This window comes from Rhodococcus sp. OS5 (genome assembly GCF_056837585.1).
Genome location: NZ_CM166368.1, coordinates 2,310,812 through 2,333,803 on the forward strand (window position 1 = coordinate 2,310,812; position 22,992 = coordinate 2,333,803).

The 22,992-nt window shown below is 63.0% G+C and carries 22 protein-coding genes; 12 read left to right on the plus strand and 10 right to left on the minus strand.

Translation table 11 applies throughout. The annotated features are described in order from the left end of the window. Positions 1–46: 46 nt before the first annotated feature. The 6 genes from ACVZUB_RS10905 to ACVZUB_RS10930 all read right to left on the minus strand — a co-directional run bounded on the left by ACVZUB_RS10905 (position 47) and on the right by ACVZUB_RS10930 (position 7,780). The gene (locus tag ACVZUB_RS10905) at positions 47–1,843 is read right to left on the minus strand and encodes an acetyl/propionyl/methylcrotonyl-CoA carboxylase subunit alpha (protein ID WP_030535031.1); all 1,797 of its coding nucleotides are present in this window, start codon (positions 1,841–1,843) and stop codon (positions 47–49) included. A gap of 138 nt (positions 1,844–1,981) precedes the next feature. Continuing rightward, a complete protein-coding gene (locus tag ACVZUB_RS10910) occupies positions 1,982–3,382 on the minus strand; it encodes a condensation domain-containing protein (protein WP_482628412.1) in 1,401 nt (466 codons plus the stop codon). A 4-nt stretch (positions 3,383–3,386) separates the two neighbouring features. Then, a complete protein-coding gene (locus ACVZUB_RS10915; protein ID WP_003940804.1) occupies positions 3,387–3,803 on the minus strand; it encodes a SufE family protein in 417 nt (138 codons plus the stop codon). Then, positions 3,800–4,705 carry a sulfurtransferase gene (locus tag ACVZUB_RS10920; RefSeq protein ID WP_003940962.1) on the minus strand — a complete coding sequence of 302 codons (906 nt, stop codon included), beginning with the start codon at positions 4,703–4,705 and terminating at the stop codon, positions 3,800–3,802. Before ACVZUB_RS10920 ends, ACVZUB_RS10915 begins: the two co-directional genes overlap by 4 nt. Before the next feature lie 118 nt (positions 4,706–4,823). Continuing rightward, entirely contained in the window at positions 4,824–6,287 is a 1,464-nt protein-coding gene (locus ACVZUB_RS10925; protein WP_042449587.1) for a condensation domain-containing protein, read from the minus strand. Further along, positions 6,287–7,780 (minus strand): condensation domain-containing protein, encoded by a 1,494-nt coding sequence (locus ACVZUB_RS10930; protein ID WP_064112572.1) that lies wholly within the window; start codon positions 7,778–7,780, stop codon positions 6,287–6,289. Before ACVZUB_RS10930 ends, ACVZUB_RS10925 begins: the two co-directional genes overlap by 1 nt. A gap of 150 nt (positions 7,781–7,930) precedes the next feature. Here ACVZUB_RS10930 and ACVZUB_RS10935 point away from each other — a divergent pair, with 150 nt between their 5' ends. Together ACVZUB_RS10935 and ACVZUB_RS10940 are read left to right on the plus strand one after the other, a co-directional pair. Further along, positions 7,931–9,628: an MFS transporter gene (locus ACVZUB_RS10935; RefSeq protein ID WP_050654893.1), complete on the plus strand. Its 1,698-nt coding sequence runs from the start codon at positions 7,931–7,933 to the stop codon at positions 9,626–9,628. Positions 9,629–9,689: 61 nt separating this feature from the next. Then, positions 9,690–11,000 carry an HNH endonuclease signature motif containing protein gene (locus ACVZUB_RS10940; protein WP_482628413.1) on the plus strand — a complete coding sequence of 437 codons (1,311 nt, stop codon included), beginning with the start codon at positions 9,690–9,692 and terminating at the stop codon, positions 10,998–11,000. 109 nt (positions 11,001–11,109) lie between these two features. On the opposite strand, the gene ACVZUB_RS10945 is transcribed toward ACVZUB_RS10940, so the two are convergent. The 3 genes from ACVZUB_RS10945 to ACVZUB_RS10955 are packed head-to-tail and all read right to left on the minus strand — an operon-like array spanning position 11,110 to position 13,746. Beyond that, the gene (locus ACVZUB_RS10945) at positions 11,110–11,751 is read right to left on the minus strand and encodes a Maf family protein (protein ID WP_047271716.1); all 642 of its coding nucleotides are present in this window, start codon (positions 11,749–11,751) and stop codon (positions 11,110–11,112) included. A 16-nt stretch (positions 11,752–11,767) separates the two neighbouring features. After that, entirely contained in the window at positions 11,768–12,109 is a 342-nt protein-coding gene (locus ACVZUB_RS10950; protein WP_007731147.1) for an acyl-CoA carboxylase subunit epsilon, read from the minus strand. Next, positions 12,106–13,746, minus strand: coding sequence for an acyl-CoA carboxylase subunit beta (locus ACVZUB_RS10955; RefSeq protein WP_003940853.1), 1,641 nt, complete (start codon positions 13,744–13,746; stop codon positions 12,106–12,108). The genes ACVZUB_RS10950 and ACVZUB_RS10955 overlap by 4 nt, the downstream gene beginning before the upstream one ends. Before the next feature lie 115 nt (positions 13,747–13,861). Here ACVZUB_RS10955 and ACVZUB_RS10960 point away from each other — a divergent pair, with 115 nt between their 5' ends. The 5 genes from ACVZUB_RS10960 (at position 13,862) to ACVZUB_RS10980 (ending at position 18,118) form a co-directional block, all read left to right on the plus strand. After that, positions 13,862–14,716, plus strand: coding sequence for a biotin--[acetyl-CoA-carboxylase] ligase (locus tag ACVZUB_RS10960; protein ID WP_482628414.1), 855 nt, complete (start codon positions 13,862–13,864; stop codon positions 14,714–14,716). Between the two features lie 118 nt (positions 14,717–14,834). Beyond that, positions 14,835–15,410, plus strand: a complete 576-nt coding sequence (locus ACVZUB_RS10965; RefSeq protein WP_003941007.1) for an HdeD family acid-resistance protein — start codon at positions 14,835–14,837, stop codon at positions 15,408–15,410. A 74-nt stretch (positions 15,411–15,484) separates the two neighbouring features. Then, the gene (locus ACVZUB_RS10970; protein ID WP_003941034.1) at positions 15,485–16,051 is read left to right on the plus strand and encodes a PH domain-containing protein; all 567 of its coding nucleotides are present in this window, start codon (positions 15,485–15,487) and stop codon (positions 16,049–16,051) included. 37 nt (positions 16,052–16,088) lie between these two features. Then, positions 16,089–16,769, plus strand: coding sequence for a response regulator transcription factor (locus ACVZUB_RS10975; protein ID WP_003940916.1), 681 nt, complete (start codon positions 16,089–16,091; stop codon positions 16,767–16,769). A gap of 26 nt (positions 16,770–16,795) precedes the next feature. Beyond that, the gene (locus ACVZUB_RS10980) at positions 16,796–18,118 is read left to right on the plus strand and encodes a sensor histidine kinase (RefSeq protein ID WP_007731154.1); all 1,323 of its coding nucleotides are present in this window, start codon (positions 16,796–16,798) and stop codon (positions 18,116–18,118) included. Between the two features lie 26 nt (positions 18,119–18,144). Here the strand turns inward: ACVZUB_RS10980 and ACVZUB_RS10985 are convergent, their stop codons facing one another. After that, positions 18,145–18,744 (minus strand): GtrA family protein, encoded by a 600-nt coding sequence (locus ACVZUB_RS10985; RefSeq protein ID WP_064688941.1) that lies wholly within the window; start codon positions 18,742–18,744, stop codon positions 18,145–18,147. 191 nt (positions 18,745–18,935) lie between these two features. Between ACVZUB_RS10985 and ACVZUB_RS10990 the strand changes: the two genes are divergently transcribed. From ACVZUB_RS10990 to ACVZUB_RS11010, 5 genes are read left to right on the plus strand one after another with little or no spacing between them, the layout of a single operon-like run. Continuing rightward, the gene (locus tag ACVZUB_RS10990; protein WP_202426942.1) at positions 18,936–20,135 is read left to right on the plus strand and encodes a 5-(carboxyamino)imidazole ribonucleotide synthase; all 1,200 of its coding nucleotides are present in this window, start codon (positions 18,936–18,938) and stop codon (positions 20,133–20,135) included. Further along, complete coding sequence (purE, locus tag ACVZUB_RS10995; RefSeq protein WP_482628415.1) at positions 20,119–20,631, plus strand: 5-(carboxyamino)imidazole ribonucleotide mutase; 513 nt, start codon at positions 20,119–20,121, stop codon at positions 20,629–20,631. The genes ACVZUB_RS10990 and purE overlap by 17 nt, the downstream gene beginning before the upstream one ends. A 7-nt stretch (positions 20,632–20,638) precedes the next feature. After that, the gene (locus ACVZUB_RS11000; RefSeq protein WP_054187635.1) at positions 20,639–21,016 is read left to right on the plus strand and encodes a hypothetical protein; all 378 of its coding nucleotides are present in this window, start codon (positions 20,639–20,641) and stop codon (positions 21,014–21,016) included. A gap of 35 nt (positions 21,017–21,051) precedes the next feature. Further along, a complete protein-coding gene (locus tag ACVZUB_RS11005) occupies positions 21,052–22,239 on the plus strand; it encodes a sensor histidine kinase (RefSeq protein WP_007731164.1) in 1,188 nt (395 codons plus the stop codon). Positions 22,240–22,274: 35 nt separating this feature from the next. Further along, positions 22,275–22,967 carry a response regulator gene (locus tag ACVZUB_RS11010; protein WP_482628416.1) on the plus strand — a complete coding sequence of 231 codons (693 nt, stop codon included), beginning with the start codon at positions 22,275–22,277 and terminating at the stop codon, positions 22,965–22,967. Positions 22,968–22,992 lie beyond the last annotated feature (25 nt).

Consider the following 22,992-nt stretch of genomic DNA (forward strand, 5'->3'; position numbering starts at 1 on the left):
TTTCCGGTAGTGGGGACTACCGGAAAGGCGCACGGGGCCGGAGGCCCTACTTCAGTTCTGCGAGAACCGTTCCCTGCGTGATTGCTGCACCCGGCTCGACGGACAGTCCGGTGACGACACCGGCCTTGTGCGCGTTGACGGGGTTTTCCATCTTCATGGCTTCGAGAACGGCGATCAGATCGCCTTCTGCGACTTCCTGGCCTTCGGTCACTGCAACCTTGACGACGGTGCCCTGCATCGGAGCCGTGACAGCGTCACCCGATGCTGCACCTCCGCCGGCGCCGCCGCGCTTGCGCGCCTTCGGCTTCTTGCGGATCGCACCGGAGGCAGCGCCGCCGCCGTTGCCGAGCGAGAACTGGCCCGGGAGGGAAACCTCGACGCGACGTCCACCGACCTCGACGACGACGTTCTGACGCGGCAGAGCCTCGTCCTCGTCGTCTACGGGAGCACCGGCGCCTGCGTACGGCTCGATGGGGTTGACCCAGTCGGTTTCGATCCACTTGGTGTAGATGTCGAACTTCTCGCCGTCACCGATGAACGCCGGGTTCTCGACGATGTGGCGGTGGAACGGGAGAACGGTCGCGAGGCCGTCGATCTCGAACTCGGCCAGAGCGCGCGATGCCCGCTGGAGGGCTTCTTCGCGGGTGGCGCCGGTGACGATGAGCTTGGCGAGCATGGAGTCGAACTGTCCGCCGATGACGTCGCCGGCAACGACACCGGAATCGACGCGAACGCCGGGGCCCGTGGGCTCACGGTAGACGGAGACCGGGCCGGGGGCCGGCATGAAGCCGCGGCCGGCGTCTTCGCCGTTGATGCGGAACTCGAAGGAGTGTCCACGCGGGGTGGGATCTTCCTTGATGGAGAGTTCTTCGCCGTTGGCGATGAGGAACTGCTGACGCACGAGGTCGATGCCCGCGGTCTCTTCCGTGACGGGGTGCTCGACCTGCAGGCGGGTGTTGACCTCGAGGAAGGAGATGGTGTCGCCCTGAACCAGGTACTCGACCGTTCCGGCGCCGTAGTAGCCGGCTTCCTTGCAGATGGCCTTGGCGGATGCGTGGATGCGTGCGCGCTGGTCGTCCGTCAGGAAGGGAGCGGGAGCCTCTTCGACGAGCTTCTGGAAGCGACGCTGCAGCGAGCAGTCGCGGGTACCGGCGACGACGACGTTGCCGTGCTGGTCGGCGATGACCTGAGCCTCGACGTGGCGGGCCTTGTCCAGGTACTGCTCGACGAAGCACTCGCCGCGACCGAAGGCTGCGATGGCCTCACGGGTGGCCGACTCGAACAGCTCGGGGATTTCCTCGATGGTCTGGGCGACCTTCATGCCGCGTCCACCGCCACCGAAGGCAGCCTTGATCGCAACCGGGACGCCGTATTCCTTGGCGAATGCGACGACCTCGTCGGCGCCCTTGACGGGATCCTTGGTGCCTGCTGCCATCGGCGCCTTCGCGCGTTCTGCGATATGGCGTGCCGTGACCTTGTCGCCGAGGTCGCGGATGGACTGCGGTGACGGACCGATCCAGATGAGGTTCGCGTCGATGACGGCCTGGGCGAAGTCGGCGTTCTCGGAGAGGAAACCGTAGCCGGGGTGGATGGCGTCGGCGCCGGACTTCTTGGCTGCGTCGAGGATCTTGTCGAACACGAGGTAGGACTCGGCGGACGTCTGTCCACCGAGGGCAAATGCCTCGTCTGCGAGCTTCACGAACTGCGCGTCTGCATCGGGCTCGGCGTAAACGGCAACGCTGCCGTAGCCGGCATCCTTGGCCGCCCGGATGACCCGTACCGCGATTTCACCGCGGTTCGCGACAAGCACCTTCGTAATGTGCGCGCTGGCATGACTGGGCACTGAGCCTCCTGTGGTTCGCATAGTCTGTCTCCGCGGTGTATTCCTCTGGGATTTCACCATCGGGGGATTGGCATCACTTCGGAGTGTATGCATCGCTTCGGCGCTGGTTGTAACCGGATCGCTAAAGCCCACTCCGGCTTAGGAAACGGTTTCGAAAACTACCGATGAGTAGCTGTCGGAGGTGGCGGCGTCCGGTTCGGTGACGATTTCTTCGATGGTCCGGCGCAGTGCGGCCACGTAGGCGTGAACCGCGGCGTTCGCCGTCTCGTTGCCTGGGTACCTGACCGCGAGGTTGAGTCCCTGGGGTGTGCGGTTGATCCAGATGTAGACGTCGTGCGTATATGCCTTGCTTCGAAGTGCTCTGGCGTTCCATTCGGGCCACTGTGCGGCTTCGGGCACGAAGCGAACGTCCATGTAGGACACGACGAATCGCGGTCGGATCGGGGTTTCGAGGTGCTCACCGATCCGATCGAACGGGACAGCTGCGGCAGGCTTGACCGAAGCGATGGATTCGGCGGCGCGTGTCGCGAGGTCGCCGAACGAACAGTCCGATCCAACGGCGAACTCGACCGGGCACAGTCCGACGAACCAGCCGAGCGCACCCGCCCACTCCTGAGCGCTGCGGGTGTGAACCGGCGTCACGACCTCGAATCGATCGGATCCCGCGACTTCGCGACCTACAGCGGCAAGTCCGCCGAGAAGTCCGGCGAAGTACCCCACGCCGGTGGCTGCACACGTCGAACTGAAGGCCTTGGACTGGTCGGCGTCGAGCAGCCAGGTCGACAGGCCGTTCTGAGAATCGGTTCCACGGTCACCGATCGGTAGCGGGAACTGGGGTAGACCGTCCGTGCCGAGAGCCTTTCGCCAGATCTCGACCGCAGCCTTCTCGGCTTCCATGTCGGCCATCTGCTCGCGTTCGACGGCACCGAAATCGACGTAGCTGCCCACCGGAAACAGATTTGCAGCACTACCGGTCGAGGCCTCGCGGTAGAGAGCTGCGATCTCGTGAGCGACCAGCACGATCGAGAACCCGTCGATGATCGAGTGGTCCGCCGCGAAGAACACGGTGAACGGACCGTCGCCACCGCGGGGCGTCAACGTCGCGAAGACGTACGACGGCCAACTGTGCGGGGACGCGTAATCGTCGAACATGCGGTGAAGGTGGTCGAAGTTGTCCTGGCTGGACGCGTCGTAGCCGTGGCTGACGACCCCGATGTCGATTCCGCCGAGCGGGACCGTGTGCCGGGTGATCTCGCCGCTCGAGGGCTCGAGCACGGTATGCGAGCGCAGAACTTCGTGACGGTCGATCCACCGGCCGAGAGCGACTCGGAACGCATCGACGTCGAGCGGGCCGGAAATCTCGAAAGCTGTTCCCAGCCAAGACTTGTCGCCTGCGCCTGCAGCGGAACGGTTGAGATGTGCCTCGTGAATGTAGGAGACGGGGCGCGGATCCGGAACCCAGGGCCCGGTTGCGCACGGCAACCATTCGACGAGTGCGCCGGCCGGAATCGCATAGTCGGCCAGTTCGGTGAACTCCATGTTTTCAGCCCCGCAAGTGCCGCTTGATGCGCGCGAGCATGGCCGACATTCCGCGCAGACGGAGCGGGCTCACGGCTTCTGCGAGACCGAGCGCCGAATAGAAGTCGTCGGGTACACCGAGGATCTCGTCGGCGCTGTGGCCGTCGAGCCCCTGCGCGAGGATCGATGCGAAACCACGCGTCGTGGGGGCCTCGGGGGGAGCGCTGAAGTACAGACGGACGTTGTCGCGATCCGAATCGTCGACCGAGAGGAAGAGCGGCGACTGACATTCGGGGACCGGCTCCATCGCGCTCTGCTCGAGCTCCGCCGGCAACGGCGGCAGCTCCCGGCTGAACTCGAGAAGAAGGGTGAGCTTGTCCGAGGCGCCGACGGCCGCGAAGTCGTCGACGATCTCGGCCAGAGCCGAGGGAAGTGCGCTCATGACGCCGATACAGAGGACGGAACGGCGCCGGGCTCTTCGCCCTGGACGATCGGGACGCGCACGGCATTGCCCCACTCGGTCCATGAACCGTCGTAGTTACGAACGTTCGGGTAGCCGAGAAGATGAGTCAACACGAACCAGGTGTGACTGGAACGCTCACCGATGCGGCAGTACGCGACGATGTTGTCGTCGGCCGACAGGTCGCCGTAGATCTCGCCGAGTTCGGTACGGGTGCGGAAGCGGCTGTCCGGTGCCGCTGCCTTCGCCCACGGGATGCTGAGCGCGCTGGGAATGTGTCCACCACGCAACGCACCCTCTTCGGGGTAGTCGGGCATGTGGGTGCGCTCGCCGGTGTACTCCTGCGGAGATCGCACGTCGATGAGCGGCCCGTCGCCCAAGTGCGCGAGAACGTCGTCCTTGAATGCGCGAATGGGAGCGTCGTTGCGCTCGACGACCGGGTAATCCGTTGACGTGATGTCGGGAACGTCGAAAGCGGTGTCGCGGTTCTCGGCGATCCACGCATCGCGGCCACCGTCGAGAAGACGGACGTCCTCGTGGCCGAAAAGAGTGAAGACCCACAGTGCGTAGGCCGCCCACCAGTTGCTCTTGTCGCCGTAGATGACCACGGTGTCGTCGCGGCCGATGCCCTTGCGGTTCATCAACTCTGCGAACTTCGCACCGTCGATGTAGTCGCGGGTGACCGGATCGTTGAGGTCGAGATGCCAGTCGATCTTCACGGCTCCGGGGATGTGGCCGACGTCGTACAACAACACGTCTTCGTCGGATTCGACAACCTTGAGGCCCGGCGCACCGAGATTCGCCGAGAGCCATTCCGTCGAGACCAACCGGTCGGGATGCGCGAACTCGGCAAACGCGGTTGAGGGATCGGGGGCAACGGGCACGGGCGTACTCCTGAAGACGAATCGTTCGGTTCGAACACGGACTTGATCGATTCTATGCGCTGTGCGCAAGGTGAGACGCCCGGACGCAGGTTCTGCCTGCTCGTGCCCGTTGCCGACCCTAAATCCTCGGTGTTCCTGCTCCGACGCTCGAATCTCTCAATTGTTCGGTGACACTTCCGATCGGCGTCACGCCCCGGGCGCAGACTTCTCTCAGAATCCGGTCGAGTTCGGTGAGGAAATTCACCATGGTTTCGTTTGCCGTCTCGGTGTCGGGAAAGCGTGAACGCAGCGAGAGACCACGGTTCGTTCGCGAAATCCAGAACTGGGCATCGTCGGCGACCGTCACATTGCTGATGTGATGGGCGTTGAGGAGATCATGATCGTCTGTGCCGGGTAGTTTGCGGTAATCGATGTACGACACCATGAAGACGTCGGTGCGCGTGCGTCGAATCTTGTCGCCCAAAGCATCTCGAACCTGGGCCATGGTGACGCCCTCGAGCGTCAACGCAACTCGGAACGACGCGTGCGTATGTGCAAGGGATGCACCGAAATCCGCGTCGGGAGTGATCTGGACCGTGATCGGCGCGCTGGTGGTGAGCCAGCCGATCGCGTCGGCCCACCGCGGATCTTTGCGAATGTGAAGCGGAAATTGCAGCGGAAGCGTCGACTGGCCGGTGTACGAGTGGACGGAAAGTCCCATCGCAGTGAGGATTCCGGTGAACACGCTACCGCCGGCGGATAGGCAGATCTCGTCGAACGTCGCAGTCAATTCCTCGTCGAGCAGCACGCGCACATCGGCGCCCTGCGGCGCGGGCTTTCCGCCCTCGACGCCGAGATCCAAGGGGAAACTCGGTGATGTGCCACCGCAGATCTCGTAGAACCTTGCCCACTCTCGGATTCGAGGGTCGTTGTCGACGGGAAGCAGAGCGTCTGCCTCCAGTTCGCAGTACCGCACGAAACTTCCCGGGTCACCCAGTCGGCTCATCACTGCGTCGACGGCCTCGTGGTCGGTCAGGTCGGGTAGGGCGATCAGTCCCTCGTAGATCTGTCGCAGTTCCCCGAGAGCGATGACCAACGAGTAGCCGTCGACGAGTGTGTGATCGAACGCGCTCAGGACCGTGTAATGCTCTTCGCGTTCGACCGTGGCAAACGTGTATGCAGGGAAGGTCAGTGGATCGCATACCGTCGTGAATCGCTTCTTGAGATGCGCTCGGAGGTCTTCGGTCGAATCGAATTTCAGAGGTTCCGAAGTCTCGATGTGTGTGCCGTCTGGATCGAGTCCCATTCGGGTGGTGGTGAACTCGCCCACCTCGAATCCTGTGTGCAGAGTGTCATGGCGACTGATGAACAGGCGCAGCGCGAGATCGAGTGCAGGCCGATTCAGTTCTCCGGGAAGGTCGAATGCGGCTGCCATCCACACACTCCGGCCCATGCCGTGTGTTCGCGCAGTCTCGAGGTGAAAATGCTGGTTGTACGACGGTGGTACTTCCGACTCGGTGACGGCGCCGTCCGCGGGCTGAAGCGACCATTCGGTGACGATTCCGGGGTCGAGTCCGTATCGATCGATCGAGGTGACATGCATCAGGCCACTCCCTCTGGTGCCACGAACGAGTAGTCGCCTTGAGCTGCAACAGTTTTGATGATCTTCGAGACATGCTCGGCGAAGCGGGTGGCCGATTCGTGGGCAATGGGGGTGTCGGGGTGAGACACGGCGATCCAGGTTCCGGTGTGCATCCGGTTGATCCACATCGACGCGATTTGAGTCTCTTTGCCGCCGACGATTCCCGTTGCCTTCGTCTCGGCGTAACTGTATGGATCCGGCATGCGTCGGCCGTCGATGTACGAGACGATCGGCGGCGGGGTGAGCGTCTTCGACAGTCCGCCGGGTGCGGAATCCGACTCGGCCAAGCTCGACAGAACCAGATCGATGACCTGCTGCACAGAGACATCGAGGAGTGCCTTGCCGTCGTGGTACCCCTGCTGCCCGAGCTTTGCCAACTCGGTGAAGCGTCGCTTGTCGTCGACGTCGATGCCGACCGGGATCAGGTTGATGTACCAGCCCTGTGCAAACGAGTCGGCCTCGGTTCGTGTGCTGACCGGCGAGAGGGCGATGTACTTGTCGCGCCCGGCCAGTTCGAATTCCGCAATCGCGAGCGCGGTGAACATTCCGCCGATGAAGTTGGCGCCGTTGGCTTTACAAACCGCACCGAACTTCTCGCACTCGATGTCGTCGGCCAGGTCGAAGCGTGAACCGATAGCCGGTTTGGGCGCGTCTTCGGCCCCGAGCGGGAGCGGAAATCCGGGGAACGAGCCGCCGCTGCGCATGAGGTAACCGAGCCACTGGTGCACTTCGGGTGACTGCATCGTCAGTTCGGTTGTCCGTGCGCGCTCGACGCGACCGAACTGTGCGTAACTTCCGGCCGGCCCGAGCTCGGGATGCGATCCGGTCGTTTCCGCGGCGTAGAGCTGACGCAATTCTGCGTACATCAGCACCATCGAGTTCATGTCCGAATGGGCGTGGTCGACTGCATGGAACAGGGTGAAGCTCGGATCGGCTTCGAGGTCGGCATGGTGGTGCTCGACGGCACCGAACACGAAGGCCGGCCACTGCAGCGCGCTGGTTTCGGTGGCGAACTTGGTCGCGACGAGCGCGCGGATCGCCTCGGATTCGGAGACGTCGTCGCCGACGCGGTACTCGAGTTCGATGCTTTCGACCGGCACCACGTGTCGACGGACCTCGAACGAGGTGTCCGCAGCGTCGGTGGTTGCTTCGTCGAACGAGAACCAGCTGTGCAGCGTGTCGTGGCGACGGATGTAGCGCTGAAGTGCTCGCGTCATGGCGTCGCGGTCCAGTGTTCCTGCGAAATCGAAGGCGATACCGATCCACGGAGACTGCGGATCGCCCTTCTCTGCGGTGACGCGGGCGCGTCGCAGGTGGCGATCCTGCATCGTGGTCGGGGGTAGTTCTCGGTCGATCTCGGCTTCGGCGGCTCGTTGAGCGGAAGCATGCGTGACGCCCCATTCGATTACCCGCCCAGGAAGCGGGTGCCAATGGGTGATCAAGTTCAGATCCATCGAGTAGAACTCCTGCGTGTGTCGTCGAGAAGCCTGCTCTGAAAATGGGCAGACGACGAACTATCCCATCTGGGGGACTGAATTGTCCGAAATACTACAATCTAAACAAGAACAGGTTCTAGAAGCGTTGTGTTCGATTAGGATCATTCGGTGCTTCCGGACCCTTTAGGTGACGCTGTCGGCGCCGACCACAAGGGCGGGCGGCGAGCTGGTTCTCTGACGCCCTGGCTCGGGTTGGCGACGAGTCTGGCGGCGGCATTCATGCAATTGCTCGACGCGACCATCGTCAACGTCGCGCTTCCGAGTATCGCCGTCGATCTTCAAGCAGGCGTATCGGCGCAGTTGCTCATGGTCAGCGTGTACATCCTGGCTTTCGCGTGTTCGTTGATCACTGCAGCGCGGCTGGGGGACCTGTTCGGCCGTAGAGTTGTTTTTCTGACCGCCCTGTCCGTATTCGTGGTTGCCTCGTTGCTGTGCGGGCTCGCGCAGAGCGCGACGATGTTGATCGTCTTCCGGGGTCTGCAAGGATTGGCGGCCGGTTCGATGTCCGCCCAGACGTTCGCCATCATCTCGGGTCTGTTTCCGAAGGCCAGGCATCCGCGAGTCTTCGGGATCTACGGTGCGACCATCGGGCTCGCAACGGTCAGTGGGCCTCTGATCGGCGGGCTGCTGATCGAGTGGAATCTGTTCGACTGGGGCTGGCGCCTGATCTTCTTCGTCAACATCCCGATCGGCATCGCCGCCTTGATTCTCGGATATTTCCATCTCGTCGATGCTCGCGCTGAGCATGTGCGCTCACTGGACCTCATCGGCGCCGCACTGTCATCACTGGCGCTGTTCCTGCTGATCCTTCCCCTGGCCGAGGGAAGGGCGCGCGGATGGCCCACAGGTCTTGTCGTAATGCTCGCGATGTCGGTGCCGGTGGCATTGGCGTTTGTGCTCTACGAATCGCGTTTGGCGAAACGAGGCGGCGATCCGGTCCTTCGTCTCGAGCTTTTCCGCGACCGAGCCTTCACAATCGGCGCGGTTCTTGCGTTCGTTTTCTTCGGCACCCTGACTTCCTTGATCTTCACCATCAGTCTCACCCTTCAGTTCGGCTTCGGGTTCTCCGCATTGCGAGCGGGCGTCATGACGCTGCCGTGGGCCGTCGGAATGGGCGTGGCGGCGGTTCTCTCATCGGCGGTGTACCGGATGCTCGGAAACCGTGTTCTGATCCTGGGGATGGTCGTCTTTGCCGGCTCGCTGATCGCGCTGTCGATCATCCTCGAACGCGAAGGAACCGATCCACGCTGGCTCGCGCTCGCCGGTCCGCTGCTTCTCGGTGGCGCAGGTCTCGGACTGTTCGTGGCACCACTGCAAACCGCGATCCTTGCGACGGTCGAACCCGCGCACGCGGGTTCGGTGTCGGGACTGCTTCCTACCGTTCAGCAGGTTGGCAGCTCCATCGGACTGGCCTTGATCGGAGTGGTGTTCTTCTCGCTCGTCGCGGGGCAAGCTCCGCAAGCAGTGCAGGGGGAGCGGCCCGAGTACGTTGCGAACCTTGAAGCTGCCGGCGTTGGTCCCGGCCTGATCGACATCGCCGAAAAGGCCTTTGTCGATTGCGCGACAAGCCAATTGGCATCCGGAACACCGATGGAGGTGGCGCCGGAATGTCGCCGGGACGGCTCCGCCGGTGCCGGGGGTCAATCCGTTCAGGTGGCAGTTGATGCCGCGTACGCATCGACTCGCGCGGCGGCCGGCGAAGCATTTCTCGAAGCGCAGCGCCGTGTGCTCGCGATCATCGCAGCAATTGCGCTCGGTATCGGATTGGCGTCGACTGCTCTGCCGCGGGTCAATTCGCCGGTCTGAAAATTGCCCTTGACTCGAACGGGTGTTCGAGTACCCTGTGTGCAGGGGATCGGGGGATTCAATGAGCGTCTTGTTGTCGGACGTGGTGTCTGGTTCTGCGGTGGGGTTGCGCGGACGGTTGTGGCAGTTGACTGCTGCCGAGTTGCGCGCTGCTGCTGTCGAAGCGAGTGCGGAGATTCTGCGCCTCGAGGCGGTTCGTGTGGCCGTGGTGGACGAGTTGTCGTTGCGCCCGGATGATCAGGTGATTGCGAGCCGCGGGGTGGGTGCGTGGTTGGCGGGCAACACGATGCTGCAGGTTCGGGACGGGAAGAAGATCGCCGCGTTGGGTGCAGCGTTGCGGCCGTTTCCTGCGGTGGCTGCTCGGTTCGATGGCGGGGACTGTTCGTTCGAGCATGCGGTGTTGATCGTGGCGTTCTGTGAATCACCACCGAAGGGGATGCCGGAGGAGGCGCTCCCTCGTTGTATCGATTTGTTGCTCGCTGCTGCGTCGGGTGTGGAGGCGACGACGACGAAGGTGCGGAACGTGATCGCGACCTTGGAGCGGTTGTTCGAATCGGATGAGATCCCGCCCGCCGAGGATGTCGATCTCAATGAGTTGCGGATCGCGTCGACATTGAACGGTCGGGTGGTGGTGCGTGGGGATTTCGATGCCCTCACCGGCGAAATGCTGCTCTCGGCCCTGTCGAATCTGACGATGCCGACCCCGGCACCGGATGGGACGCCGGATTCTCGGTCGGCGGCGAAACGGACCGCGGACGGGTTCACCGAACTGATCCGGCGTTATCTGGACTGCGCCAAGACCGGTACCGATGGTGGTCAGCGTCCGCATGTGAACGTGCACATCAATGCTCGTGATTTGGCTGAGCATCGGGATTGTGCCGCACAGTCTTCGGATTCGGGTGATGACGGCTCACTGGAGCTGTCCGATCTTGATGTCGGGCACATGCCCTGGCTGGGACCACTGTCGGTGTCGCAGACCAGGCTTCTCGGGTGTGATTGTTTCCTCTCCACGGTCCTGCTCGACGATCACGGCGCGCCGCTCGATGCGAAACCAGGGAAGAGGTTGGTCACCGCCGAACAACGGACTGCGTTGATTGCCCGAGACAGAGGCTGCGCGTTCCCGGGTTGCACATGTGTACCGGCGTGGACCGATGCGCACCATATCCGGCACTGGGCCAACGGCGGCCCGACGGTGATGAACAACCTGGTCCTGCTGTGCCGTTCACACCACCGACTGATGCACCGGAAATCAGGGTTCGTCGGGAAGTGGGCGATTCAGATCGGTGTCGACAACAAACCCTGGTTCATTCCGCCGCCCTCGATCGACCCGCAGCAGCAACCGAGGCCGGCGAACACCACCTTCAAAACCTGAAGGGTCAAACCTTTTCGGTGACAACAAAAACGACCAGCTTCGCATCGGCATGGACCCGATGCGGGGCTGGTCAGTGGTGCTTGGAGAAAACGTGCTTGGAGAAAACGCGTCAGAAGATGCTCTGCGTGCGCCAGAGATCCGAGACGGAAACCCCGACACGCTCGAGAAGTGTTCGTACCAAAGGTAATCCGATACCGATGACACTCGAGGGATCACCCTCGATCCTCTCCACGAACCAGCCGCCGAGACTGTCGAGCGTGAATGCTCCGGCGACTTGGAGCGGCTCGCCCGTTGCCAGGTATGCCTCGAGATCCTCGGTGGACGGTTGCGCGAAATGAACCACTGTTGCGCTGTGATCCGAGGCCATGCGGACGATGCGGCCGTCGGCGACGCGTAGGACACAGTGCCCGGTCAAGAGAGTGGCGCTGCGTCCGGCCATTGCGGCCCATCGCTTTCGGGCGATCTCGACGCTGCCCGGCTTGCCTTGAAGTTGCCCGTCGATCAGGAGCATCGAATCGCACCCGACAACGACTACGTCGGTGAGATTGTCGGCGGCGAGGCCGGGGACGATTTCGGCGGCCTTGGCCTCCGCCAGCACCGTCACGACTTTTTCGGGGGCGGCGTCGGGTCCGAGGTTGTCGGCGATCTTGTCCTCGTCGACGCCGGAGACACGCACAAGCGGCGAAACCCCGGCCGCCCGCAGAACTGCGAGGCGAGCCGGGGACGCTGAAGCTAGAACCAGTTGAGTCACGTCAGCAGAGTGATCGTCAGCTGCGACGGATCGCGGGGTTCAGGTACGCGTACGGCGAGAACGGCGCACGCGTGCGGTGGAACTGAGTCGGATCGCCCCAGGTCTCCGCGGGAACGTTCGACTCGGGAGCTTGACCGCTGCCGGCAGCCGCAGCAAGCACGCTGACCAGTGCCGCGATCTCGACGTCCGTGGGCGAACCCTTGACGATCTTGATGACCGACGCGTCGGAGGTCGACGTCTCGGTCAGCTCCGTGAGCGAAGCATCCGTCGCGGTTCCCTCGACGACCGCACCGTTGGTCGGTGCGGTCTCCGCCAGTGCGACATCTTCGCTGAGAATGTCCTCGGTGGTTGCGGTCATAGGGGAATGTTCCCATGCTTCTTGGGCGGAAGGGAAACGGCCTTGCGCTCTAGCAGTCGCAATGCGGAAACGATTTGTCCGCGGGTGTGCGACGGAGGAATGACAGCGTCGACGTATCCGCGCTCAGCGGCGACGTACGGGTTGACGAGTGTGTCCTCGTACTCGTTCTGCAGCTTGAGGCGCAGTGCATCGACGTCTTCGCCGTTCTTCGCGGCTTCGAGAAGCTGCTTGCGGTAGACGAATCCGACTGCTCCGGATGCACCCATGACGGCGATCTGAGCGGTCGGCCATGCCAGGTTCACATCGGCGCCCATGTGCTTGGAGCCCATGACGTCGTACGCTCCGCCGTAAGCCTTGCGGGTGATGACCGTGATCTTGCCGACCGTTGCCTCGCCGTACGCGTAGAGGAGCTTCGCGCCGCGACGGATGATGCCGTTATATTCCTGCTCGGTTCCGGGGAGGAAACCGGGAACGTCGACGAGGGTGATGATCGGGACGTTGAACGCGTCGCAGGTACGCACGAAGCGAGCGGCCTTCTCCGAGGCGTCGATGTCGAGGCAGCCCGCGAACTGGGTGGGCTGGTTGGCGACGATGCCGACCGAGCGTCCGTCGACGCGACCGAAACCGACGATGATGTTCATCGCGCGCTCGGCCTGGACCTCGAGGAACTCGTCGTCGTCGAGGATGCGACGGATGACCTCGTGCATGTCGTACGGCTGGTTGGCCGAGTCCGGGATGAGGGTGTCGAGTTCGATGTCCTCAGCGGTCAGGCTGTCTTCGATCGAACCGACGATGGGGTCGGTGATCTCGCCGCGGGGAGCTGCTGCCTGGTTGTTGGACGGCAGGTAGCTGAGCAGGTCCTTGACGTAGTCGAGTGCGTCCTGCTCGCCGGAAGCGACGTAGTGGGCGACTCCGGACTTGACCATGTGGGTGCGAGCACCACCGAGGTCTTCCATCGTGACGTCTTCACCGGTGACTGTCTTGATGACGTCGGGGCCGGTGACGAACATCTGGGAAGTCTCGTCGACCATCACGACGAAGTCGGTCAGTGCGGGGGAGTAGACGTGGCCGCCGGCGGCGGGTCCCATGATCAGTGAGATCTGGGGGATGACACCCGAGGCCTGGACGTTGCGGTGGAAGATCTCGCCGTAGAGGCCGAGCGAGACGACGCCTTCCTGAATGCGCGCGCCTGCACCTTCGTTGATGCCGACGAGGGGCCGTCCGGTGCGGATCGCGAGGTCCATGACCTTGACGATCTTCTCACCGTAGATTTCGCCGAGCGATCCGCCGAAAACGGTGGCGTCCTGTGAGAAGACACAGACGTCGCGGCCGTCGATGGTGCCGTAACCGGTGACGACGCCGTCGCCGACCGGGCGGTTGTCAGCGAGACCGAAGTTCACACTTCGGTGCCGTGCCAGTGCGTCGAGTTCGACGAAGGAGCCCTCGTCGAGGAGGGCGGTGATGCGCTCGCGGGCGGTCAGCTTGCCTTTGGCGTGCACCTTGTCGATGGCGGCTTCGCCGCTCGGTGCCTGCGCCTGGGCTTGGCGATTCCGCAGGTCCGCGAGCTTTCCCGCGGTCGTGTGGATATCGGGTGCGGCCGCCGCCTCCGGCGCGTTCGGCTCTTGGACAGTGGTCATGGACGTGAGCTTAACGAGAGTGCGTGGGGGGCTTCGAAGGCAGGTCCGATTGTCGCTGTCTTGCAGGCTCAAGCTACTGACCAGTACATTCTCGCCGTCGTCATAGGCTGGGGCTATGTGGACCGACTTGAACCGACCGCCCCTCGACGGCAATGCCCTACGACGCGCACTGGTGCGCAGTGACAACGACGACGCGCGCGTTTTCTGGAAACGCCTCGACGTTGTCGAGGAGACCGGTTCGACGAACGCGGATCTCCTTGCGCGAGCGGCAGATCCGGATGCCGACCGTCACGTTCTGATCGCCGAATATCAGGCGAGTGCCCGTGGCCGTCATTCGCGCACGTGGGTGAGTCCGCCGCAAGCGCAGATCTCGATGTCGGTTCTGCTGTCGATGCCCGGAATGAATCTCGCGGACATGGGTTGGCTCCCGCTACTGTCGGGAATCGCGGTCGTCGACGCGCTGCGCAACGTGGCCGAAGTGCCCGCAGAACTCAAGTGGCCGAACGACGTTCTCATCGGTGACAAGAAGGTCGCCGGCATTCTGGCCGAGGTGGCGAGGACGGCGCCCGATCCCGTGGTGGTGGTGGGGATCGGGCTGAACGTGAGCCTCGGCGTCGAGGAGCTGCCCGTCCCGACCGCTACGTCACTGCTGATCGAAGAAGCATCGACTGTCGACCGCGACACTCTCGTTCGCGCAATCGCCCGTGAATTGGCGACGCAATTCCGTGCTTGGGAATCGTCGAAATGGGATACATCTGTGTTGGCTGCCGAATACCGGCAGCGCTGCGGGACGCTGGGCAAACGAGTCCGCGCGGTTTTGCCGGGCGACAAGGAGGTGTTCGGTATCGCGACCGACGTCGACACTTCCGGACGCGTCGTCATCGAAATCGAGGGAACAGATGGGGAGACCTTTGCGGTCGCAGCAGGTGATATCACGCACCTTCGCGCCGCCCCGGTCACCGAATCGTGAACGTTGCCGGATTTTCTGGCACCAAAGTGCTAATTTTTGGCCCGGACCGGTTTTCGAACCAACCGTCCGTCCTTCATTTCACTCAACTGCGGGATTTACCGAGCTGCCTAGGGGCGTCATGACCACACCGATCGTTGTTCCGACCGAAGCCGAGACGGCCGAGAGCGCTCGCCGCGTACTCACCGGCGTGACGGTGCTGCTCGGTGTCCTCACATTGGGCCTGGGTATCGCGGTACTCGCGTGGCCGGATGCCACCCTGTTCGTGGTCGCGGTTGTCATTGCGATCCAGCTGTTCGGATTCGGAATCGTTCAGATCATCCGTTCGTTCGCGGACGTGACGGCTTCGGGTGGAACTCGCACGCTCGTCGCGATCTCCGGCGCGTTGGCAGTGCTCCTCGGATTCTTGGTTCTCCGTAGCCCTTTGCAGACGGTGGTTCTGATCGCGTTGGTGATCGGTGCCTGGTGGGTATTCCGTGGCGTTCTCGATCTGGTCGACGCGGCGTCCGGGCACACCGTCGATCGCGGTCTGTCGATCGTGCTCGGAGTCATCAGCATCGTCGCGGGTGCAATCGTCCTTCTGCAGCCCGAACTCTCGCTCGACGTCTTCCGCATCGTGGTCGGCGTGTGGATGGTGCTGTACGGCATCATCATCGTCGTGACCCCGTTGGTGCTGCGAAAGATCGCGCAGCCCTGAGCGTTGCCCTGAAGGCGGGTGTGCCTGAAAGTCGGTGTGCCTGAAAGTCGGTGCGGGGTGGCAGACTTCCCGTCATGGGATATCCCGAAGACGCCCTCGCTCAGGACGAGGAACTGATACTGCATCGCCATCCTCATTGGAAGATGTTGGTGCTTCCGGCGCTGACGTTCGTACTTGCGACGGCCGTCGCCGGTTTCTTGTTGGGCCTCGCACAGACGAGATTGGACGGCACGGCTCGCACCGTGTCGTCCATTGCCGTCGGAATCATCTGGCTCGGTGTCGTGGCCTGGCGGTCGGTTGCGCCCTTCACGGTTTGGAAGTTCACGCATTTCATCGTCACCGATCGGCGAGTGCTCATCCGCCACGGAGTGCTCACGCACACGGGTATCGACATTCCCATGGGACGGATCAGCAATGTTCAGTTCCGTCACGGCCTGATCGATCGAATGCTCAAGACCGGAACTCTGGTCATCGCATCTGCCAGTGACGATCCGCTCGAGTTCGACGACATTCCTGACGTCGAGCACGTTCACGCCCTGCTGTATCACCAGGTTTTCGATTCCATGCAGCAGCCACCATCGCAGGCACCGCAGTGGCCGTCAGGTGAAAACGACGACCCGAATGATCGAAATGGCTGGTAATCAACGTGCAAAGGCGTGTTGTCCGTAGTCTGTTCGTGTGACTGCCGTATTGCTAGCCGAAGACGACGAGGCCATTGCTGCACCCCTTTCCCGCGCCTTGGGGCGTGAAGGGTATTCGGTGACGGTCGAACCGACCGGACCCGCTGCGTTGCAGCAGGCGCTCGAAGGTGATTTCGACCTGTTGATTCTCGATCTCGGCCTTCCGGGCATGGACGGCCTCGAGGTCTGCCGACAGATTCGTGCGCATCGCACCTCGCTCGCCGTGCTGATGTTGACCGCCAGGACCGACGAAGTCGACTTCGTGGTCGGGTTGGACGCGGGCGCCGACGACTACGTCAGCAAGCCGTTTCGTCTCGCCGAGTTGATGGCACGTGTGCGAGCACTCCTGCGTCGCCACGGTGGCCGCGAGGACACGATCGTCGAGGTCGGTGGCATCAGGCTCGAGCCCGCGGCACGACGCGTACTCGTCAACGGCTCCGAAATCGCCTTGGCCAACAAGGAATACGAGCTTCTGCGGGTCCTCCTCGAGCACGCCGGGGAAGTGGTCTCGCGCGATACGATCCTTCGTGAGGTGTGGGGCGACGTCGAGCTTCGTGGATCGAAGACGCTCGACATGCACATGTCGTGGCTGCGCCGCAAGATCGGCGACGAGGGCCCCGCCGTGGAACGCAGGATTGCCACCGTCCGCGGTGTCGGTTTCCGAATCAACACCGACTAACTTCTCGAGAATCAGGAACTGCCGGCATGCGGCGTCGCATATTGCAGTCGATTCTCGCTGTCGTGATCATGACGGCGTTGCTGCTGGGGGTTCCGCTGATCTACACGGCGTGGCTCTGGGTGGAGGACGTGACGCGAAGTGATCTCCGGGTGCGCCTCGACCGGATGGCCGCTGAGGTCATCGCGCAAGAGGGGACGAACGGACTCGTCGAAGGTGCGTTGAACACCGATTCGCTCAAGGTTCTCACCCCGAACGACGGGCGCCTCGTCGTCGTGTATCCGACCGTCGTCGACGGCGCCGCACGCGTCGACGTCGGTGAGGCGACGGTCAAGAACGCACTCGTCGAATCGCTCGCGATGGGAACGTCCGGCTCGTTGCGTCTCGAGGTGCCGTCGGAGAACCTGCGCACCCAGCAGAAGCAGGCGGTGATGGCTGTCGGCGTGCTCGTGCTTCTGTCCATCACGGCAGGCACCGTGGTTGCTGTGGTCACTGCGCGTCGGCTGGCCGATCCGCTGCAGGATGTGGCCGACCGGGCGGCGCGCCTCGCCGAAGGCGACTTCCGGCCGGATCCTCGTCGGCACGACATCCCCGAACTCGACCGCGTGTCCGACGTCCTCGATGCGGCAACCGTGGAGATTTCGGTGCGGCTGCAACGAGAGCGCGCGCTGGTTGCGGACGTCTCGCATCAACTGCGCAGTCGACTGACTGCAGTGCGGCTGCGCCTGGACGAGTTGTCCGTTCACGAAGATCCTGACGTCGTGAACGAGGCCGAGGAAGCCATGGCGCAAGTGGACAGGCTCACCGACGGAATCGACGACCTGATTCGCTCGTCGCGCACCAGTGGGTCATCGGCGAGTCTGGTGTCGGTAGTCGGCGAGCTGGAACAGGTGACTCGCGACTGGCAGGCTCAGTTCGACGGAGAGGGACGCAGGCTGCGACTACGCGGCGATCGCACGGTGATGGCTGCGACCACAGGTTCGCGTCTGCGTGAAGCTGTTTCCGTTCTGGTCGACAATTCGTTCGAACACGGTGAAGGCACGTGCACGGTGTCAGTGCGATTGATCGACGGTACGGGTCGCAGTTCGTCTCGCCGTGACTCGATGGTGTGCGTCGAGGTCACCGACGAAGGCTCCGGTGTGGAGAACGATCTGGCGCCGCACATCTTCGACAGAGGATTTTCGGGGGCGGGGTCCACCGGCGTCGGGTTGGCGCTCGCACGCGCACTGATCGAAGCCGACGGGGGCCGACTGGAACTGCAGAGGCGTAAGCCTGCCTTGTTCGCGGTCTTCCTGCCGGTGGCCAACACGGCGCCGACCGCGGACGTCGTTCCGCACCGCGAACCGCGCTGACCGAAAGGCCGGCGCAGACGGAAAACTCAGGAGTGCCCGAGCTCCTCTTCGGCGTCAGGAATTACCGGCTCAGGCGCCGTGGTTTCGGATAACGCTGTGGTTTCGGACAATCCTGTGGTGTCGGACAGTTCGAGCGGTTCCGGATTCTCGTCGGGAAACACGAACTTGCGGAAGGCCCAGAATCGGAACGCCATCTGCAGCAGGTTGCCGATGACATACGCACTGATGAAGTCGGCGATGTTCTCCGTCGCCAGGCTGACTTCGGGTACGCGCAGGTTGAAGACGTAACTGGAGATGTACAGCGGGATGAAGCTGATGACGACACCGATGGCGCTGATGATGAAGAACAGCGCAGCTTCGTGCGCTGGTTCACGGCCACCACGGTTCTTGAACGACCACTCGCGGTTGAGAATGTACGACGCGATCACCGCGACGACGCCGGCGATGATCTTGGCCGTGATCGGCTTGGATTCGAGGATCGACAGCTTGAGTGTGTAGAAGATGCCCGAGTCGATGAGGAAGGTCGTTCCGCCGACGATCGCGAATTTGATCAGCTCGCTGTGACGCAGAGCGATGTCACGAAACGGTTGGGGTATGCGGGCAATGACCCCGTCGACAAATGGCACAACAGATGAGTTTACGAAACGAAACCGCGTTACCACCAATTTGCCGTGGATTCATCAGCAGAATCACAGATTGGGAACGCTGAATGAACGGGCGAACGCGGCACATGACAACATAGAGAGCCGTGACCGGCAACAACGATCCCGCGCAGATCCCCGCCCGCCCGACCACCCCTCGACCGGCAAAAGCATCCATGCCCGTCGTCACCATGATCGGTGGCGGACAGTTGGCCAGGATGACTCACCAGGCGGCGGTGGCCCTGGGCCAGACGCTCCGAGTGCTCTCCGGGACTTCGGACGAGCCGGCAGCTCAGGTCAGCCCCGACGTCGTGCTCGGCAGCCACACCGACCTCGACGCTCTTCGACGCGCAGCGGTCGGTTCCAACGCGTTGACGTTCGACCACGAGCACGTGCCCACGGAGCATCTCGAGGTTCTTGTTGCCGAAGGCGTGAACGTTCAGCCGCCGCCGCAGGCTCTGATCTTCGCTCAGGACAAACTTCTGATGCGTCGCAAACTTGCCGAACTGGGCGCGCCCGTACCCGCGTACGCCGAAGTGACGTGGGCAGAAGACGTCGTGCGTTTCGGTGCCCAACACGGTTGGCCGCTTGTCATCAAGGCAACACGCGGAGGCTACGACGGCCGCGGCGTCTGGATCACCGACGATCAGGACGAAGCAGAAGCCATCGTCACCGAGCAGCTGAACAAGGGTGTTCCGCTGATCGTCGAGGAAATGGTCTCGATGCGTCGGGAGCTGTCCGCCATGGTGGCGCGGTCGCCGTTCGGACAGGGCGCTACGTGGCCGGTCGTGGAAACGGTTCAGCGCAACGGCCAGTGTGCCGTCGTGATCGCACCTGCCCCCGAGCTTTCGAGTGCCGTTGCCGAGGAAGCCGAACAATTGGCGTTGCGCATCGCGTCGGAGCTCGGTGTTGTCGGCTCGATGGCCGTGGAACTCTTCGAGACGACTGACGGCACTCTCGTGGTCAACGAGTTGGCGATGCGCCCGCACAACTCCGGTCACTGGACGATGGACGGCGCCCGCACCTCTCAGTTCGAACAGCATCTGCGCGCGGTTCTCGACTACCCGCTCGGCGACACCTCGCCGATCGCACCGGTCACGGTGATGGCCAACGTTCTCGGTGCGCCGGAAGCTCCCGAGATGACGATGGACGAGCGCGTCCATCACCTGTTCGCGCGGATGCCTGACGCGAAGATCCACCTGTACGGCAAGGGTGAGCGCAAGGATCGCAAGATCGGTCACGTCAACATCGTGGGCGGCGCCGGATCCATCGACGATCCGAATTACGTTGCCGCAGTTCGGGAACGCGCCGAGCGCGCAGCACATTGGCTTTCGTATGCAGTTTGGACCGACGGATGGGATGTACACGGTGAGTGAGAGCGCGCAGGTCGGCCTGATCATGGGCAGCGATTCGGATTGGCCGACCATGGAAGCTGCCGCCGAAGCTTTGGCCGAGTTCGGTATCCGCTTCGAGGTCGGTGTCGTCTCGGCGCACCGCACGCCTCAGCGGATGCTCGACTACGCCAGGGAAGCCGCGGGCCGCGGAATCAAGGTCGTCATCGCCGGTGCCGGTGGCGCCGCGCACCTTCCGGGCATGGTTGCCTCGGCTACGCCGTTGCCGGTCATCGGTGTTCCGGTGCCGCTCAAGTACCTCGACGGTATGGATTCGCTGCTTTCGATCGTCCAGATGCCGGCCGGCGTCCCGGTGGCGACAGTGTCGATCGGTGGCGCTCGCAACGCCGGTCTGCTGGCTGCTCGGATTCTCGGTGCTTCGGATCTCGCACTGCAGCAGCGGATGGTGGCGTTCCAGGAGAGCCTCGAGTCGATGGTGCTCGACAAGGACAAGGCGCTCCGCGAAAAACTGCTGGGCTGATCTTCTCGTGTGTGCACGACGCGGGCTGCCGCTGATCCGAGCGAGTCGGGGCAGCGCGCAGTCCGCGTTCGTCACCCGTGTCGCCCTGCTGTACGCCAGGATTCTCGGCGCGGACATCCGCTTCGACGACGAGTCCGGAATCTTTGTCGCCTCCGGACTGCGCTGCGGGTTCGCCAGAGGCGGAACAACTCTCGGTGGTGTATATCTCACCCGGCGGAACACGACTCGATCCGTCCTTCGTCACGAGGCCGTTCATGCGGACCAATGGGCCAGGTACGGAATCATATTCGGGTTGTTGTACCTGCGTGAGGAACTGCGTCATCGCGGGCCGCGCAACCGCTTCGAAATCGAGGCCGGTCTCGAAGACGGCGGTTACCGCACCTGAGTGAAAGCTCGTCAGTAAAAGCTACTCTTGGCGGCATGGCTCGTTTTCCGACTAGTGAACGCTTCGTCCGCTGGAGCGCGGATCATGCTCGCGGTGTGGACATCTGCATTGCGACGGTTGCCGCACTGTTCAGCGTTGTCGTTGCGGTCGAGGCGAGTCCGCTGGCGGTGTTCATCTCGCTGGGTATGACCGTTCCGTTGGCGTGGCGACGCTCGCGCCCCGAACTCTCCGGCATGGTGATCGCAGGATTCGCAGTTCTACACGTGATCTTCATCGGCAACACACTGCTCGCATCGGCCGTTGTCGTCCCCATCTCCCTGTACGCGCTGGCGGCCTATGGCGCTCGGTGGAGTTCACTCACCGGGCTGGTGCTTGCGTTGCTCGGCTCGATTGCCGGAACTGTTCGATACTTCGGCTACGACGGAATCCCGGTGTCCTCGCAGGTCATGCAGTCCGTGGCCGTCATGATCTTCATGCTCGCGGTCTGGGCGTTCGGTGATTTGCGTCGAGTTCGCACCAAACAATTGGAAGGTCTGACCGAGCGCGCACGGTTGCTCGAACTCGAGCGTGCGCAGGAAGCGGAAATCGCGACGATCAGCGAACGCTCGAGGATTGCGCGCGAGATGCACGACATCGTCGCGCATTCGTTGACCGTTGTCATCGCTCAGGCCGACGGTGGACGCTACAGCGCGGCCAAGGATCCTCAGGCTGCAATTCAGGCACTCGAAACAATTGCCTCCACCGGCCGCCAAGCGTTGACCGACATGCGATCGCTGCTGTCCGTCCTGCGTGAGGACACGCCCCGGGATTTCTCGGTGATCCCGGGCGCCGGCGACATCGACAGTCTCTTCCACGAGTTACGCAGCAGCGGCCTCGACATCGCCGTCAGTGTGACCGGGGAACCACGCGAACTCTCTGCGGGTGCGGGGTTGACGGCGTATCGCATCGTGCAGGAATCGCTGACGAACGTTCTCAAACATGCGGGGCCTGGAGCACAGGCTAGCGTCGAGATGACTTGGGCTGAAACCGAACTCGTTCTCGGTATCACCGACGACGGACGAGGCGGCAGCGCCGCGCTGGTCGAATCGTCACCAGGCGGACAGGGACTGATCGGAATGGCCGAGCGAGCCAAGCTGCACGGAGGCAAAGTGACCGCCGGACCGAAATCAGGCGGCGGATACAGCGTCCGGGCCGTCTTGCCGTACGAACGAACGTCTGGGTAGGTCTTGAAACGTCCGAAGGTCTTAAGGTGAGTGGCATGGACGAACACGTGGCTCCGATCGCAGTGGCACTGATCGACGATCAGCAGCTGGTCCGCGCAGGTTTTCGAATGGTCATCGACTCACAGCCGGATCTGTCGGTGGTTGTCGAGGCTTCGGACGGTCAGCAGGCGTTGACCGAGTTGGCCGCCCGTCATGTCGACGTCGTTCTGATGGATGTCCAGATGCCGAAGATGGACGGCATCGAGGCGACTCGTCGGCTCCTGGCCGACCTCGATGCGCCGAAGGTCGTGGTGCTCACCACCTTCGACAACGACGAGTACGTGATGTCGGCTATCCGGGCGGGCGCCAGTGGTTTCCTGCTCAAGGACGTGCCACCGGAGCAGTTGCTCGACGCCATCCGCACCGTGCACCGCGGGGACGCGGTGATCGAAGCCCGGGCCACTCGGCGACTGCTTCAGCACGTCGGGCCACTCCTGGAAGGCTCGGCGCCCGAAGCGCAGTTGCCCGAAGAGTTGACGCCGCGCGAGGTCGAGGTGCTCGAAGCCATGGCGTACGGGCTGTCGAATTCGGAGATCGCTGCGAAATTCCACGTCTCCGAGACGACAGTGAAAACCCATGTCGGACGGGTTCTTTCAAAGACTCATTCTCGTGATCGTGTACAGGCAGTCGTCTTCGCCTTCCAGATCGGACTCGTCCGGCGCGCAGATCTCCTCGGCACCGAGGGCTGACACGCCGCCCTGTCCAGTCCTACCC

Coding starts and splice junctions, on each gene's coding strand:
- ACVZUB_RS10940 (WP_482628413.1), top strand. CDS start 9,690: ATGAGCGTCTTGTTGTCGGACGTGGTGTCTGGTTCTGCGGTGGGGTTG.
- ACVZUB_RS10960 (WP_482628414.1), top strand. CDS start 13,862: ATGTGGACCGACTTGAACCGACCGCCCCTCGACGGCAATGCCCTACGA.
- ACVZUB_RS10925 (WP_042449587.1), bottom strand. CDS start 6,287: ATGCATGTCACCTCGATCGATCGATACGGACTCGACCCCGGAATCGTC.
- ACVZUB_RS10950 (WP_007731147.1), bottom strand. CDS start 12,109: ATGACCGCAACCACCGAGGACATTCTCAGCGAAGATGTCGCACTGGCG.
- ACVZUB_RS10910 (WP_482628412.1), bottom strand. CDS start 3,382: ATGGAGTTCACCGAACTGGCCGACTATGCGATTCCGGCCGGCGCACTC.
- ACVZUB_RS10965 (WP_003941007.1), top strand. CDS start 14,835: ATGACCACACCGATCGTTGTTCCGACCGAAGCCGAGACGGCCGAGAGC.
- ACVZUB_RS10955 (WP_003940853.1), bottom strand. CDS start 13,746: ATGACCACTGTCCAAGAGCCGAACGCGCCGGAGGCGGCGGCCGCACCC.
- ACVZUB_RS10930 (WP_064112572.1), bottom strand. CDS start 7,780: ATGGATCTGAACTTGATCACCCATTGGCACCCGCTTCCTGGGCGGGTA.
- ACVZUB_RS11005 (WP_007731164.1), top strand. CDS start 21,052: ATGGCTCGTTTTCCGACTAGTGAACGCTTCGTCCGCTGGAGCGCGGAT.
- ACVZUB_RS10970 (WP_003941034.1), top strand. CDS start 15,485: ATGGGATATCCCGAAGACGCCCTCGCTCAGGACGAGGAACTGATACTG.
- ACVZUB_RS10915 (WP_003940804.1), bottom strand. CDS start 3,803: ATGAGCGCACTTCCCTCGGCTCTGGCCGAGATCGTCGACGACTTCGCG.
- purE (WP_482628415.1), top strand. CDS start 20,119: ATGTACACGGTGAGTGAGAGCGCGCAGGTCGGCCTGATCATGGGCAGC.
- ACVZUB_RS10980 (WP_007731154.1), top strand. CDS start 16,796: ATGCGGCGTCGCATATTGCAGTCGATTCTCGCTGTCGTGATCATGACG.
- ACVZUB_RS10990 (WP_202426942.1), top strand. CDS start 18,936: ATGCCCGTCGTCACCATGATCGGTGGCGGACAGTTGGCCAGGATGACT.
- ACVZUB_RS11010 (WP_482628416.1), top strand. CDS start 22,275: ATGGACGAACACGTGGCTCCGATCGCAGTGGCACTGATCGACGATCAG.